This window comes from Echinicola salinicaeni (genome assembly GCF_014280965.1).
GTDB lineage: Bacteria > Bacteroidota > Bacteroidia > Cytophagales > Cyclobacteriaceae > Echinicola > Echinicola salinicaeni.
Genome location: NZ_JACODZ010000004.1, coordinates 463,985 through 480,097, shown reverse-complemented (window position 1 = coordinate 480,097; position 16,113 = coordinate 463,985). Strand labels below are relative to the sequence as shown.

Genomic DNA, 16,113 nt, shown 5'->3' with positions numbered 1-16,113 from the left:
CAAAGTCGATATATTAAATAAGAATCACAGTTCCGGCCTTTTGGAGCATTCGGTTTTGGGACAATTATGGATGGCGTTAAGAAAATGAGTTAGCTCGCGAAGTGGACGAACCAGATCCACTCATTTTCAGCCCATAGTAATTGTTCCAAAATCAAATTGAGCCTATAGGGACTTCTTCGTAAACGAAATTGCCTCAATTTGAAGAATGTTCCTCTGGCCTAGATTTTTGGTCCTTTTCATCAATGGAAAAGGACAATAACCAGAATTAGAGCAAAATGAAAAGAACATCCTTCTACATACAAGCTTGTCAACATTCATACTCAGCTATATATCCACTTTACTCCGATAATTCCCCCTTTCGTTCTTTGGGCATTTCCCACCTTACCCAATCCACTTCTACTGCTTCACTTCCTTGCAAAACCAAATCCTGAATCCCCAAAGGCCTATAAGCCAGCGGAACCGTAATGGATTGCCATTCTTCATTCTTCACCAACTCTACCTCACTGATTAACTGTCCCTCTTTACTTACTTGCCTGATTTGAGCTTTTCCGCCTTGAGGAGCCCTAACCCTCCAGGTCATACTTAGGGCATTTACCTCTCCAAAATCCACCGCATCATATTTAATCCAACCTTTATCATTTTCCAATATGATTTTCCAGCCTAGAAATGGATTTTCTTCATCCATAAAGCCAATAGTCGCCCCGGTTTCACTGAGCTCACTATAACGATCCAGATGGACTTTCTCAAAAGCACTGCTCAATCCTATGCCCCGAAGGCTGGGCACTACCTTTCGAATACTTCCATCTGCTTCAAAAAACAAACTATCAGCCCTTATAGACCTATTTTTATCAAAATCAGGAGAATAATCATTATGGTGGTAGAACAGATAATGTTGTCCTTTAAAACTGATGATCGAATGATGGTTGGTCCAGCAGCCTGTAAGGGACTCATCCATAATCACCCCTTTAAATTCAAAAGGCCCCAAAGGATTCTCTCCTAATGCATATTCGAGCCTCTCAGTCCTATTTTCCACATGAGGATAGGTAAGGTAATAGTTACTATTTCTTTTGAACATATAAGGTCCCTCTTTAAGGCCTTTGCTCGGAAGCTCTTGTAAAATCACAGGCGAAGCAGCCAGCTCAAGCATATTTTCCTTGAGTTTTGCTCCATAAATATGGCCTTGAGACCAATAGAGATAAGCCTGGCCATCATCATCAATGAACACATTCGGATCTATTCCCTTTACTCCTTTTATCGGCTCTTCTTGGGGGACAAATGGACCTTCTGGATGGTCCGCCACAGCCACCCCAATGGTAAAACCTTCCCCATTCACACTGGATGCATTGCTATGATCAGGAAAATAGAAATAATATTTTCCATTTCTTTCAATACAGTCTGGTGCCCACATGCTGTTGGCGGTGGGATTTCCCCAAGGGACATTCTCTTGACGAAGGATAACTCCATGATCCGTCCAATCGGTGAGGTTCTCGGATGAAAACACATGATAATCTTGCATGCAGAACCAATTTTCCCTACCGTTATTTTCCTCCCAATAAACATCATGTGAAGGATAAACGTAAACCTTACCCCCTACTACCATGGCAGATGGATCTGCTGTGAATTGGTCCTTGACCAAAGGATTCTGGGCCTTGGAAATTCCTGTCCAAAGGACAAAAAGGGCTATTAGGATGGAGTAGTTTTTATTATAGGATATTTTAGGCATTTGAATAAATCTGGTTAGGGTTGGTCAGTAATATGAAAGTAATCGAAGTCTACATGGCCTCCCGGTGATTTGGTCGCATAATTGAACAAGGCAAAACGATAGCCCATAAAATGGGGCAACGTATACTTCATGTGAAGGGTCGACCCGATAGTCTTCCAATCTTTGCCATCAAGGCTGTAAAAGAAATTGGCTTCATCACGGCGATCGGTAAAATCACAAATAGCTTTCAGGTAAACAGACTTTGTGTTGAGTGGGACTCGTTCAATTTCTATAGCCTCTCCGGAACCTGCATTGATCATCACTAACACCTTTTGGCCATTCTCATCTTTCACTCCTAACTGTCCATAAAGTTTCTGGAGCAATGCAAGGCCAGCGAAGTCCCCATCCTTCATCCCTGATAAATCAATTTTGGTGACACCTGTACATTTTGGGCCTATGGTCCGCTGGGTCAGAGTATTTTTAGCTTCGATAAGAGAAGCATCCACCCTTGCAGTGGTTAAGCGCAGGTATCCTTTTCTTTCCCTAACTGACCAATAGGCCGGATCGGGGTTATGGTTCCACTGCCAGACCAAAGGCAAGTCCTCGTCTTTCCTTTTCCGGTCAAAATCGTCTGAAGCAACAATACCAGGAATCAGGCTTCCATTGATAGGAAGATCCAACTGATCTGGCACCTTCCCTTCCTCTCCCAGTACTGGCCAGCCATTTTTCCATTCCACTGGTACCAGATAGGGTATTCTTCCAACAGCTCCATTGTCACGGAAAAGATAAGCATACCACTCTCCACTTGGAGTATCGATCAAACCTCCTTGAGCCACCCCTTTATCCTGCAACATGACCTTTCCCTCATAGGGTCCAGTGATCTGATCAGCTCTATGGACAATGACCGTACGCATCCCCCCTTGGGGCCAAGAGATATTGAAGAGGTAATACTTTCCGTTTATCTTGAACAATTGTGATCCTTCTGCCGGGAGCATCACATTGGGCCCAGATGGAGCAGTGGCATTTTCTATCAACACCCTTTCCGTACCGGGCTTGACTCCTGATAAATCCGATTTTAACTCTACCATATGGAGCTTTCCTCCCCCCCATATCATATAAATTTTACCATCCTCATCAAAAAATAAAGTATGGTCATGATAGGAAGGAGAAAAAGAATGCGACTTCCATGTCCCCTTTTCTAAATCCTTAGTAGTAAAAATATAAGTCTTACCTGTGGTGGAAGAAAAAGTACTGAGGTAATAAGTCCCTTCATGAAACCTCAAACAGCTTGCCCAAGAGCCAGCCCCATATGCATCTTTCCCATTTTCCATGTTGAGGGCATCTACTTCTCCCAATTGATCATAAGCATAATTAATCAATTCCCAATTGGACAAATCCTTTGACTTCATGACCGGAACACCAGGATTCATGTGCATCGTGGTGCTACTCATATAATAAGTATCACCAACTCGAATCATGGACATATCCGGTACATCCGCATGAATGATAGGGTTTTTTGCGCCTTGATCCTGTGCTTGTACCACTTGGCCGTTCAATACGGCCATCAGTAAGGCCAAGGTCGTCAGTAAACTACTTACCCGAGTTCGATTTAAAAAGAAGAGAAATGGGGTTACTAACGTCATTGCGAACCCTTTTGCGCTTGGATAAGTGTAGGAAAAAGGGTGTGGCCATCTCCCTTTTATAAGATGCCCACGGCTTTCTTCCCGCAATCCCACACCAAGCTCTACCTTTGTCGGTAGACAGGCTTGGAATAACCTGTCCCGCATGACTATCGGGAGCCTGCCCCGATGGCTATCGTGGACATTTTGGTAGGTCGAGTTGAGTTTACTTCTTCGTTTCATTTGATAGTTGCTCCTGTTTAACATTTACTGCTTGGCTAGTTCTATAAGCTTTCCCACTATGGGTTTTGCTTTATTTTCCCGGTCAAAGAGTAAGGGATAATCTGTCCTCCCTCTTACCGGCCAATTGTTTTTCCAAGAATTACCATCATTTATCCCCCATAGGGTAACCCTGGAAACCTTATCCTGGTGTTTCAGGAAAAGCTCAAAAAATTCCAAGTATCGTTTATCAAAAGCCTGTGCCACACTATCCGGCATTCCGTCTGGATAGGGATTCATCTTGTCCTCATAATCCGCATTATCCGAAATATTGGCTCCCGCTTCCCTATTTCTCCATGGGGAAGGAAGCACAGAAAGATCCAATTCGGTAACCATGACCTGCACTCCTAAATCAGAAAAGGCGAGCATGCTCTTTTCGAACGCTTCAATTTCCGGATGTTCTAAGCTGATATGTCCCTGCATACCTATGCCATCTATTCGAATACCTTCCTCTTGAAGTTCTTTTACCATCTTGACCACACCTTCCCGTTTACCTGCTTGGGACATAGAAAAATCATTATAATACAGTTCTGCATCCGGATCAGCTTCATGAGCAAACTGAAAGGCCAGTTTGATAAAGTCCTTGCCTAAAATTTGATAAAACTTGCTCTTTCTATAGCTTCCATCATCCAATATGGCCTCATTGACCACATCCCAGGAATGCACCCGACCTTTATAACGCCCTACTACAGTATAGATGTGCTTGCGCATTCGCTCAGTCAGCAATTCTGGTGACACCTCATTCCCTTCTTCATCGGTAAAGAACCATCTGGGAGCCTGAGAATGCCAAATAAGCGTATGGCCATGGATCTGCATATTGTTTTCCTCCCCAAATTCCACAAACTGATCAGCCAGTTCAAAATTAAACTCTCCCTCACGCTGCTGTATCCGACCGCTTTTCATAATATTTTCAGCAACAATGCCGCTGAAATGTTCTTTTGCAATTTGAATAGAGGAGGTATCCCTACCGGTTATTTGCCATGCATTTAGTGCTGTACCCATTACAAACTTCTCTTGAAAAGCAGTTTTTAAAGCTGCAGGAGTGGTTTTTAGAGATTCTCCTGAAGTACTGCAGGAACAGACCGCCACTAACACTCCCCAAATAAGTATAAAGCCTAATCGCTTTTGAATAACTTGAATGCTCATTTTATGTAATTTAATATTATTAAGGTTTTATTCTCCTGCACATATTTTCATTTCATTAGCATATTCCCTAAACCACTCATTTACCGGTTTGGCGCAGGCATCCGGGTCAGCATCATAAGCAATACCTCCCTCCGGATCTCCCCTGTCGATCAGGTTTTCCGGGGATAGTAGGTTCCAACTGACATTGCCCGTTTCATCTGCCAACAACTTAAAATTGGCGCCAAAGCCCCAGCCATTGGCTACACCGGTAATGCCCCCTTTGCCCCATACACCATATTGCTCAGGAGCCCAATCGATTTCCGTTACCGCTATTGGCGCAAAATCAGCAACAGGTTTGAAATTTCTTTCCCACTGCTCTCGAAGAACTGTGGGATCATTGAGATCCTGGCCCCAATAGCCGGGATACAAGTGCACGGCATAGCCGATATTTTCTCCCTCAATGGGATAATCTCCATAACCCCGATAATGGGACTGATATCCTGAACCGGGTATCCAAAGAATGTTTTCCGCACCATTCTCCCTAATCTTATCCACTATAGGCTGAAAGAACTGATTTAAGGCTTCGTAATGGGCGGGCGTATCGCTGCCATATTCACCATTTGTACCCAATATATGTACTGGCTCATTGGCCAATTCAAACATCACATGTTCTGCATTTTTAAGGTTTGGATGTTGGGAAAGATGGTCCCAAATCGTCATCAGGTATTTATGATACTCGTCTCCCTTAGCAATTTGATGAGGGCAAACCCCTGGAGGCCTAAGAATGATATACATTCCTCTTGTTTTGGCATGATCAATCAAGGGCACAATGACCTCGTCCACAGCGGTGACAAAACGATCAAAATCAAATCGTGAAATATCATTTTCCGGAATAGGTTCCCCCGGTGTATTGGACCAATAAGGATCGATATGCAAACGAACATAATTCAGGTACCAGCCCTCCTCATCTCCAGAAGAGAACTTGTCCATCACAGACTTGTTATAAGACAGACAAGCGTCCACATCATAATTATTCCATCGCCATTCCCCTACATGTCCCCCGTTGAACCAGGGGCTTGGGGTCATGGCCACTCCATGAAGGTTCACAGAATTACCACAGGGATCCTTCAAAAACCTACCTTCTACATGTAATGGCTGTATCGGCTTGGGCCAAGAGATGGCTAAAACTTCATCCTCTTCTTCCTTTTCCTTCTGATCTGGAAAAGGGTCATCGGTCGTGCTACACCCAAAAAAAAGCCACAACATGATAATTCCGCCCACATAAGTGGCATTTTTTATATTCATAGGAAGCAAAGTCTAATTTATGACAGAAAAAAAAAGCCAGTGATAGCCAAGAGGCTTATCACCGGCTCAACCCCTATCTATAATGCTTGAAGTCCTTCTACAAAACCAACATAGGCTGGTTTTCGGTTAAAATTAAGATCCCAAAGTCCCTGACGCTCTCCTGGCAGCCATGAGGCATCATCAGGACTATCTGTAATGCCCCATACCGTAATGCCATAGCGCTGCGCTTTCGGAACATATTCATTATAAGTATCCACCACATATTTATACATCTCAGCTTGCTGTTCCAGCATTTCGGGTGTAGGATTAGGTGAATTTACCCTAACATCCAGCTCAGAAACTTTGATCAGCTTTCCAGTCGCAGCCAGCATTTCAAACATCATTGCGATATTTTGCTTGTTGGAATCAATACCAATATGCATCTGTGTGCCGATGCCATCCACCTGAGCCCCTTGGCTTTCCAAATAGGCAACATAATCAATGATTCCCTGACATTTATCCAGATTATATTCTAAGTTATAATCATTGATAAAATGAAGGTCATCAGGATTCCCATATTCCCTGGCCCACTTAAAGGCCTGAACAGCATAATCCTTACCCAAATAATCCTGCCAATAGAATTCATCGGCTGCCATATCAGTCTTGCCAATCCCTGTTTTCAGTTCGTAAGGGTTTCCATCATCCATTGGCTCATTGACCACATCCCAGGCCTTTACATGCTCAGCACTGTTGGTAACCATCTCTGATATCCATCTTTCCAATTCTCCAGAAATGATAGCTTCTTTTTCCTCAGGCGTTTTCTGTACTAAAGTGGTACTTCCCCCAGAAAGTGAGGCACTGCTCAAAACTACATTGTCAATGTACACCGTACCAGCATATTCTCCATAACTCACAATAAGTCGTTCTCTATCATCAGCAGTCGCCGTTGTAGTCAGCTCTACCTGCTGCCATTCCCTGGTAACCATCACCTGGCCAAAACCATTGGAAGAATAATTAGGGCTTTGTAATTCAGGACGGATAATTCCCTCGGCATCACCTTTAACCCAAAAACTCAATTTGTAGGTTTCTCCATTTTCAAGCGGCTCAGCAAATCCATAAACGGTCTGTACTTCCCAGAAGCCTCCGGTAACAGAAGGGTTGGTCACAAAAAAGGCTTTGCCTTCTCCTCCAAATCCCATTCCGTCTTCCGTTATACCTCGAGTAGAACCATTACCCCAGCCTCCCCAGCCGGTACCGGATTCAAAATCTCCGTCCGCCACAAGGTTATTGATCACAGGTTCTCCATTAGGATCAAAAACATACAGATTATTGATATCCAAATAATAGGTAACCCCTGGGCTATACCCCATATCAAACTTCAATTTGAAGGAATCTCCTTGAAAATCACTTAGGCTAAACCTGATTTCCTTCCAGGACATAGAAGTTTGGAAAGTAGCCGAAGCCGTTCCTGTCCCCATCCAATCTACCTCGGGCTCATTATTCTCCAATCCTTCAAAACTTATTCTGCCCTCACCTGGTATATCTGATTTGATATAGGCTACGATTTCATATTCCTTTCCTACTTCAGAAGGAATACCGGGGATAACGAACTGAAGGTCTCCTGGTGAAGACACACTGGCACCAGCAGTCAATTTAATGGCGGACGTTCCTTCTCCCATGCCTTCATTCTCGATGATGGATACATCACCATTAGTAGAAAAGCCAGCAAGATCTCCTGCCATAAGTCCGCTCAGGTCCAATTCATTGGAAAAAGCAGGTGAATTCACCACAAGCGGCTCCAACAGCCCATTCAAATAGCCCGCATTTTGGTTGGCATGCCAACAGAGGGTATGACCATAAATCGAAGTTCCGGCCTCTGCTGCCGCTTGGTACATGGCATTGACGGCATCCATGCTCAGACTTCCATCGGATTGTACCACTGCTCCATGCTTCATACCATATCCCGCAGTGATCTCTTGGAAATTACTATTGATCAGTCGGTACAAAACACCCTTATCGGCATATTCAGTTTGACTCACCGCACCTCCAAGAATAAAATCTGGATTAGCGATACTATCTATATATGTCTTAAGGGTATTATAGGAATTCAGCTCTTCTTGAAGGGCTATACTTTCCGGTTTTTCGACCTGGTATTCATCTGTGGACACATAATCCACACAGGATGCCGTTAATGACAAGGCTACTCCGCCTAGAATATTGATATATCTTTTTTTCATGTTAGTCTCGGATTAATTCATCAATAGATTATTTCAGCACAGGACTAAATACCTCCATTCCTACTCCTCGGTCTCTCAGCACCAAAGTATCCACTGAGGCCACCTGCATTTGGGGCAAATCAATCTCATACTCCAAGTAAACCGCATCTCTATCCTGATTTCCCCAACTGGATTTTTCACCATCCTTTACGAATTTTCCACTTCCAGATGCTGTATAGCCATCATTTGCGGCAGAAACTGTGCAGTTACCCTGATCATCAAAAGTCAACAATAGATCAGCTGTAATATTTTCTCCACCTTCCCCTGCTAGAGTTAATGGAAACACCACTTCAGAAAGAGACTGGGTAAGCAACTCATTGATTTCGTCATCCTCCACATTTTCTTCATGTCTAATAATGGTTTCATCGATGATCACACCGTCTTTTCCAGTGATTATATCTTTTCCTCTGCGCAGATAATTTCCGTGCCATTCATTTACGTATTTAACAGCATACAATGTAAAGTCCTTGGGTGCAGGGAACCAGTCTTCCGCAATGGCCCTCTTGGGGTCTTCTACCACCGGAACTCCAGACAAAACAGAGTCCGCATTGGCTACTCCAGTAATCTTTACAGGTAGTACAAAGGTCTTTTTTATGGCCCTAGGATCATTGAAAAAGGCCCCGGTCAGCTGTACCTCAACCCCTCCTGCAATCTCTCCACGTGGTATGGTCACCGTTTCAGAACTTAACTGATAATATTCTGAAGACAAGACTTCTATTTCATCTCCTCCCTCTTCAAATAACAGTCCCTCGGCCAATGATTCGTCCACCTCGATCTGCACAGACACATCATTTGGAGAAGAATATACTCCGCCGGTGGTCACCATCAATTTAAACTTCCCTTCATTGTCTAGGGAAGTGTCAAAAATATCCTCCCCCATAGTGATCGTACGGACAGGAAATTGGTAAGCGAAGTATACCGTTTGGTAATCAAAGTCCGGGAATTCCCAATCCTCATTCTCGCAAGATGAAAATATCAAGACAATCGCTATCAATATATATGGTATCTTTTTCATTGTTTTTGCTTTTAATTCTCTTACAACCAATTGTTCTTAGCTTTCATATCAATTACCAACCGGTATTCTGTTGAAGCGCACTGAATTTCAAACGCTCGCCATAAGGTACCGGACCATAAATCATATAATCCTGATAAACCCGATTTTCCACATTGATAACAGAAAATTGATCTTCATTTTCAATGCGCATGCCTCGAGCGGTCTCGGTCAAGTCCAATTTCCATCTACGCAAATCCCAAAAGCGGAATCCCTCAAAGGACAATTCCAAGCGACGTTCATTACGGATCAATTCTCTCATGGCTGCTTGGTCGCTTTTGATCGACTCTAAATAAGCATCTCCATTATCCATACCTATTCCTGCACGCTCCCGGATGGCCTTGATTACATCATAGGCCGAAAACCCAAAAGATCCACTGGCCATCGGCCCCCAAGCTTCATTGGCAGCCTCAGCATAAATCAGGAAGAATTCTGTATACCGCATTCTAGGTTGAAGGTGTCTTTGGCTTGTATTGGCTACAGGATCAAGGTTTACATCCTGACGTAGCAGTTTGCGCATATAATACCCCGTACGGGTAGATGATTCTACCTTGTTCAGCCCATCATTGGTGTCTGAGTCCAATGCAGTATTGATCGTAATCCCTGATGGTCCTGCTGTGCTTCCATTCAATAATATGAACTGGGCCAACCTTGGGTCCCTGTTGGCATAAGGTGTATCCTCCGTATATCCTGAGGCCGGATCTGATATAGGATAACCATTTGCCATAGGAAAGGCATCCACCAAATTTTGTGTTGGATTGACCAACCCTTCTCCATAAAGCGTTGGAGGGAAGTTCTGTGTTTCCAAGTTATTGGTAGGACCTCCTATAGATCCCCTCCAAAGAATTTCAGGGGGATTGTTTCCTGCTCCCAAAGCATCAATGACCCCTGTATTATTATACCAGGTCACGCCATTGGGATCCAGTCCGCTTACCCCTCCGATATCATTCAATAAACTTCCAGCATAGGTAGCGGCATCTTCCCATTTGGTCTGGTCATTGTCAAGGTTAAAAGATGGGCTGGCCGCCAACAAGGCTGCCTGTGCCCTGATGGCCATAACAATTCTTCCAGAAACCAATTGTTTCGCATCGTCTCCAAACACCCTATTATACTCACTGACCTGTGCTCCGAATTCCCTATACTTTGAAGGGATCATTCCCTCATTACTGATATTATAATAATCCGTAGGCAGTAACTCCAAGGCTTTATTAACATCTGCATAAAGCTGTTCCATACAGGCATCGAAAGTGGCCCTTGGAATATTAAAATCTGAATCTACAGATTGTGGTTCCAAGAAGATGGGCACTCCCAATAATTCACCACCTGAGATACCTCCATGGGCCTGTAAAAGGTAATACATAAAAAGGGCTCTCAAACCATAGGTTTCACCAGTCAAACGGTCCAAAAACATTTGGTTGACATTGGGATTGGAGGCATATTGTGTATTGCCTACCTCCAATAACATCTCATTGAGGTACTGTATAGCTGAATTGGCGGAAGACCACCGGTCCACTGGATTGTTATTCGATGCCCACTGACCAGTAGCCATATTCAAAAAACCACTGTTAAGGTCATTACTGACTGCATCATCAGTCGCCATTTCACTGAAATTATAACCATTGGTAGGAATCCTTAAATAGGCATTCAACAATAGCCCCTGTATCATACCCGGTCTTTCCCTTATCAGTTCCTTGCTTTGGATATTCTCCAATGCCGGATCAATTAAATCACTACAGCTTGTCAAAGCCACTAATCCTGTAATGATAGCTGCTATTTTAAGATTTATTCTCATGTTCATTTTGGGTCTTATTAAAATTTCGCTTTAACACCAATATTATAAAACCTGGTCTGCGGGGCACTGCCAATATTCATCTCCAAAATATCCCTGTTTGGGGCTATGGTCAGCAGATTTGCACCATTGGCATAGATGTCCAGCCCCTTCAAGAAGCGTTGACCAAACATACTGCTCGGGAATGAATAGGAAACTTGCACCCTTGTTAAATCAAAACGATTGGTGCTGTACATCCAAAAATCCGAATTACGGAAATTGTTGGCTCCATTTAATGTAGTCAGACGTGGGAAGGTAGCCGTATTCTTTGTAGCTTCTGTCCATCTACCACTCACCTCTTCAGAGTACTTGTCATCCCCATTGACCCAGAAGTAATTATTGGTCTTCATGGCATAGGCTCCAGTGCGGGCAGTTCCCAAAGCAAAAAAGGTGAAGTTTTTATATTTGGCTGATAGGTTAATGCCCATGGTCAATGGAGCACCAGACCAACCTCCTCTACCAAGATATACCTCGTCTTGGGCATTAATAATACCATCATTGTTTTGGTCTTTGTATTTGATATCTCCCGGTTTAACTTCACCAAAAGCTTGTTCTGGGGAGTTTTCTATATCATCTATCCCAGAGAAAAAGCCCAAGCTCTGTAGCCCCCAAATACCATCCAAGGGTTTTCCAACTCTAGTTTGGTAATCAAACTCAAAATTTTCTGACCTTCTGGAAGCTTTGGTATCATAATAAATGCCCGAGAAGCCTAAACTCCAATCCACCTGTCCAATCCGCTTGTTCAAGTTCAATTGAAAATCGAATCCTCTTCTTTCATCATTATTATAATTTACATAAGGTATCCATGAAGAGATCGGCCATCCGGTCACAAAATAGTTAGGGTAAATATTACTGTCCTGAAGGAACAACCCGGTCATTTTACTAACAAATACGGAACCATTCAAAGTCAAGAATCTATCAAACAGGGAAGCATCCAGTCCCACACTGATTTCCTCTCTTTTTGGGAATCCAAGATCATAATTTTGCCCTCTTCTAACATCAGTGGCTGTATTATTCAATCCATCTTTCCATTCGTACCAAGAACCTTCATCCGTGTATATACCCTCATATAGGTAATATTCATTAATGTCCAGATCGGTATGAAGTATTCCTCCTGACACAGATAATTTCAGGTCATCCACCACTGAAGAGGAAGCCAAAAAGTCCTCCTCGCTAAGTCTCCATCCCAGGGCCAAAGTAGGGGAAAAAGCTTTGCGGTTATCTGGGGCCAATTTGGCACTATGGATCATCGCCCCACTGAAATCCAGGTAATACTTTGATTTATAGTTATAACTACCGTGGATTCCAAGATTGGCATTACTCACCTTATGATAGATCCCGGACTCACCCGTCTGAAAACCATTGGCAACCAACATCGCAGAGATATGGTGTTTATTATCGATGCTTTTCTGGTAATTCAATTGACCAGAAAATGACAGGGTCTGTCTAAACCAGTTATTGCTGATATTTTGGGTTTTGGAGCTGGCATCCTGTCCATATCTGGTCAAGCCGGCAATTTCATCCATCCCGTTATAATTCGTCCAGCTAGGCTGGTAAACAGCATAGTCATTATTGAATGACAGGTTATAAGAAGTGGCATAGTCCAGTCCAAAAAGTGAACTGAAGGAAAGACCCTCTAATACATTTCTTAAATCGGCATTTAGGCCGGCATTAAACTGGAACTGCCTACTGGTATATTTTGAAGATCCACCTGCATAACTTCCGGCAATGGGATTGGTTTGATCCAGTTGGGTCCCTCCCAACAAATACTTCCCACCGATCAAATGTTGGCTGTTCTGAACATAATTCTGAGCAGTTTCATCATCGGGAGACAACATGTCAATAGGCACTAAGGGTGCAAAACGATAAGGTCTTAGTGTAGCGGATCCACCCCAGTAATCCGCATTGATTCCTTTTCCATTATAAAAGATGGCTGCCGCATCAACCTTGGCAGAAATATAGTCATTAAGGTTGAGGTCCACATTTCCACGTACATTGAACCTTTCATTGCCATTTTCTGCGGCCTGACCAAAATCTAGGACAGACCCTTCAGACCAAAAGCCTACATTGGTATAATACCTCGCACTTTCATTACCGCCCTGGATTTCCATGGTGGCATCATATCGGGTATAGGCTTTTTGTAAATAGTCCTCTGAAAAATAATCCACATTAGGATAACGATAAGGATTCTTTCCGGAAGCGTGATTATAGATTTCTTCCTCACTGTAAAGAGGACTTAAACCATCATTTGACCTGGCTTCATTATACAGGCTCATGTACTCAGCTGACCCTAAGTATTTAGGGTAACTTTTGGGCACGTTCACGCCAATATTAGTACGGACATCAATCGTCTGCTTAGTGGCTACACCACGTTTGGTTGTAATCAGTAAAACTCCTTTCGCACCCCTACTGCCATAAAGAGCTATTGCATTCACCCCTTTTAGAAATGTAATCTGTGCTATTTCAGTAGGCATCACACTACCAATATCACGGGGAACACCATCTACAAGTGTCAAATAACTGCTATTTCCCCATAAATTTCCATTAAATCCACCTACAAAAGCTTCCATACCATCCAATGGATAGGTGATGTAATTCTTATCCATGATCTCTGACATGTTTACAGATGATACTCCCCCCATCAAATCATTCTTATCCTTGGTTTGGAAAGCCACCAAAACTTCTTCTCCCTCCAGGTAAGGGAACAATACAATTTCTTCCAGTTCAGCATGCGCTTGAAGTATTTTAGTCTCATAACCTGGAGCCTCTACCCCTAAATAGGTATTTAGGGTTACTTCCAAATGGACTGTTCCCAAACTATCAGACACTGCTGAGTACCCATCCTGGTCACTTTTGACAATAGCACCGCGGACAGGTTCGCCTGAACTTGTTTTGATCGTCGGATCAATGCTGATTTTCATTGTTTCCTGCGCAATAAGGCACAGTGGAAACAGCACCATATATGCACAGCAGAGCAAAGCTATTTTTATATATTTCATCATGTTTGTTCATTTTTATAAAGGGACAAAAAAACTGATACTACCATCCCGGATTTTGATTGAATTCAGGATATAGGCTCACATCAGCTAGCTTGAGCGGCAACCAATAATGCTTGGAAGTAAAATTTCGCTCAATGATCACTTCCTCCCTCATGTTCACAATGCGGTTTTGGGTAGGGTCATCGGTATTGAATTCCCCTGACCTATCAAACTCAAATGAAGTTTTGGTGGTATAAGGCTCCTCAATAAGAAGCATCCATCTGCGAAGATCATTAAATCGATGTCTTTCAAAAGCCAATTCCACTGCTCTTTCCCTTCTTAATTCTTGTAAAAACACATCTATTGACCCTAAAAACTTATCATGGACACCAACCATATCGGCACGGTCACGAATTACATTTACTGCCTCCAATGGCGTTTTCCCAAAGGTCGAAGAAGTGGCAGCGATGCTGTTATACCCCATCAAAGTGGCCTCTGCATACATCAGGTAGATGTCAGCCAGCCTCATATAAGGCACATTGATATGTAAAGCAACTCCCCAATCATAGGCCCTATCATATTTATTGGCTGTCAGTGGAGAGAATTTACGATTGGCGTATCCTGAAAGGCTGCCTGTCACCACTTCTCTATAGCTACCTCCCGTATGGAGGTTGGCATATCGATTAACTTCCTGATTGGGATCTGGAATGGCCCCTTGAACCACTTTTACACCATCATAAACAATCGCCTTGTAAAAACGGGGATCACGACCTTTCCATGGATAGTTAGGATCATAGCCCGATTCAGCATCTACTTGGGTAATATCATCCGGCAAGGGCAAGCCATTGGACATCCCAAAATTATCATGAACATAATTGGCAGTAGGATAGAAATTTGTAGGATCACCTTCATCCATGAAGGTTGGTTTATACTGCTTTGAAATTCGCCAGTGGGTATCATTGGCAGAGTAGTACGTCGACCTAAATATAGCCTCAGTCCCCCCGGCTAAGGCCCAGTTTTGACTTGTGGTATAAAAATTATCATGATACTTATCAAAAGGCAATAAGGCGTATTGGGTTTCCCCACTTTCTACGAGTTGTAATAGCTCACCAAAAGTGTCAGCAGCCTTCTTACAATATTCTACATTATAAGTTTCGCTTCCCGTAGATACGGAGTTCATTAAGGGGCTTCCTGCCCAAAGGTAATTTTTACCCAAATAGCCCAGAGCCATGATCTTATTAATCCGAAGCTGATTTTTACCCAAAGTCCTTCTTCCTGTTGTGGTATCATCCCAATCAATCGGCAGTAATTCGGCAGCTCTTTCCAAGTCTTGTGCCACCCTATCGGCACATTCTTGATAACTTAAGCGTGGTAAGGTCAACTGCTCGTCACTGGGTAAGACTTGATCCACATAAGGTAGTCCCCCAAAATACTGGATCAAGGAGAAATGGAACCAAGCCCTGAAAAACAATAACTGTCCTTCAATCAACTGCCGCTCTTCTTCAGTGGCATCTGTCATCAGGGAAAGATTTTCCAATCCCATATTGGCTTTGCGTATACCATACCAGGCTAACGGCCAGAGTCCTTTATTTTTATGATTCCTATCAGTATTTGCTGAGGAGGCATCCAACCACCCATTATTTCCTGCACCATTTTCTATTTGCCAAGCCCAAAAATTCCCTCGGTCTGCGTTATAGGAAAAGGTAAAAGTACCAGCTGTAGACTCGATTTCATCCTCTCCCCAGTTCCAGGAACTTACCCAATTGGACAAAGTAAAATTGGGTACGCAATGGTACAATTCCTCCACATAGCCCTGAAAGTTAGTGAAATTTTGGAAGGCCTGCTCCTCTGAAATAATTGATTCCGGTGCTCTCTCCAGATAGTCTTCGCAAGAGGTAACGATCAAAAACATCGCTATCCAAATCGATCCCCTCATTAATGGTTTTATATATTTGTTCATTGGATTGGCTC

9 protein-coding genes are annotated in these 16,113 nt (G+C 43.1%); all 9 read right to left on the bottom strand.

Going from position 1 to position 16,113, the window contains the following annotated elements; genetic code table 11:
* Positions 1–337: 337 nt before the first annotated feature.
* Entirely contained in the window at positions 338–1,723 is a 1,386-nt protein-coding gene (locus H7U17_RS09870) for a family 43 glycosylhydrolase (RefSeq protein WP_186756533.1), read from the bottom strand.
* Between the two features lie 14 nt (positions 1,724–1,737).
* Positions 1,738–3,267: a glycoside hydrolase family 43 protein gene (locus H7U17_RS09865; RefSeq protein ID WP_186756579.1), complete on the bottom strand. Its 1,530-nt coding sequence runs from the start codon at positions 3,265–3,267 to the stop codon at positions 1,738–1,740.
* Positions 3,268–3,588: 321 nt separating this feature from the next.
* A complete protein-coding gene (locus tag H7U17_RS09860) occupies positions 3,589–4,746 on the bottom strand; it encodes an endo-1,4-beta-xylanase (RefSeq protein ID WP_186756532.1) in 1,158 nt (385 codons plus the stop codon).
* A gap of 27 nt (positions 4,747–4,773) precedes the next feature.
* Positions 4,774–6,030: a glycoside hydrolase family 5 protein gene (locus tag H7U17_RS09855; RefSeq protein ID WP_222439173.1), complete on the bottom strand. Its 1,257-nt coding sequence runs from the start codon at positions 6,028–6,030 to the stop codon at positions 4,774–4,776.
* A 77-nt stretch (positions 6,031–6,107) separates the two neighbouring features.
* Entirely contained in the window at positions 6,108–8,246 is a 2,139-nt protein-coding gene (locus H7U17_RS09850; RefSeq protein WP_186756531.1) for an endo-1,4-beta-xylanase, read from the bottom strand.
* Positions 8,247–8,274: 28 nt separating this feature from the next.
* Positions 8,275–9,300: a DUF5627 domain-containing protein gene (locus tag H7U17_RS09845; RefSeq protein WP_186756530.1), complete on the bottom strand. Its 1,026-nt coding sequence runs from the start codon at positions 9,298–9,300 to the stop codon at positions 8,275–8,277.
* 52 nt (positions 9,301–9,352) lie between these two features.
* Positions 9,353–11,128, bottom strand: a complete 1,776-nt coding sequence (locus H7U17_RS09840; protein ID WP_186756529.1) for a RagB/SusD family nutrient uptake outer membrane protein — start codon at positions 11,126–11,128, stop codon at positions 9,353–9,355.
* 17 nt (positions 11,129–11,145) lie between these two features.
* Complete coding sequence (locus H7U17_RS09835) at positions 11,146–14,166, bottom strand: SusC/RagA family TonB-linked outer membrane protein (protein ID WP_230981348.1); 3,021 nt, start codon at positions 14,164–14,166, stop codon at positions 11,146–11,148.
* A gap of 37 nt (positions 14,167–14,203) precedes the next feature.
* Complete coding sequence (locus H7U17_RS09830; protein ID WP_186756528.1) at positions 14,204–16,102, bottom strand: RagB/SusD family nutrient uptake outer membrane protein; 1,899 nt, start codon at positions 16,100–16,102, stop codon at positions 14,204–14,206.
* Between the last annotated feature and the right edge of the window lie 11 nt (positions 16,103–16,113).

Excerpts from the sequence above, each read along its gene's own strand:
- H7U17_RS09870 (WP_186756533.1), bottom strand. The coding sequence starts at position 1,723 with ATGCCTAAAATATCCTATAATAAAAACTACTCCATCCTAATAGCCCTT.
- H7U17_RS09865 (WP_186756579.1), bottom strand. The coding sequence starts at position 3,267 with ATGGCCGTATTGAACGGCCAAGTGGTACAAGCACAGGATCAAGGCGCA.
- H7U17_RS09860 (WP_186756532.1), bottom strand. The coding sequence starts at position 4,746 with ATGAGCATTCAAGTTATTCAAAAGCGATTAGGCTTTATACTTATTTGG.
- H7U17_RS09855 (WP_222439173.1), bottom strand. The coding sequence starts at position 6,030 with ATGAATATAAAAAATGCCACTTATGTGGGCGGAATTATCATGTTGTGG.
- H7U17_RS09850 (WP_186756531.1), bottom strand. The coding sequence starts at position 8,246 with ATGAAAAAAAGATATATCAATATTCTAGGCGGAGTAGCCTTGTCATTA.
- H7U17_RS09845 (WP_186756530.1), bottom strand. The coding sequence starts at position 9,300 with ATGAAAAAGATACCATATATATTGATAGCGATTGTCTTGATATTTTCA.
- H7U17_RS09840 (WP_186756529.1), bottom strand. The coding sequence starts at position 11,128 with ATGAGAATAAATCTTAAAATAGCAGCTATCATTACAGGATTAGTGGCT.
- H7U17_RS09835 (WP_230981348.1), bottom strand. The coding sequence starts at position 14,166 with ATGATGAAATATATAAAAATAGCTTTGCTCTGCTGTGCATATATGGTG.
- H7U17_RS09830 (WP_186756528.1), bottom strand. The coding sequence starts at position 16,102 with ATGAACAAATATATAAAACCATTAATGAGGGGATCGATTTGGATAGCG.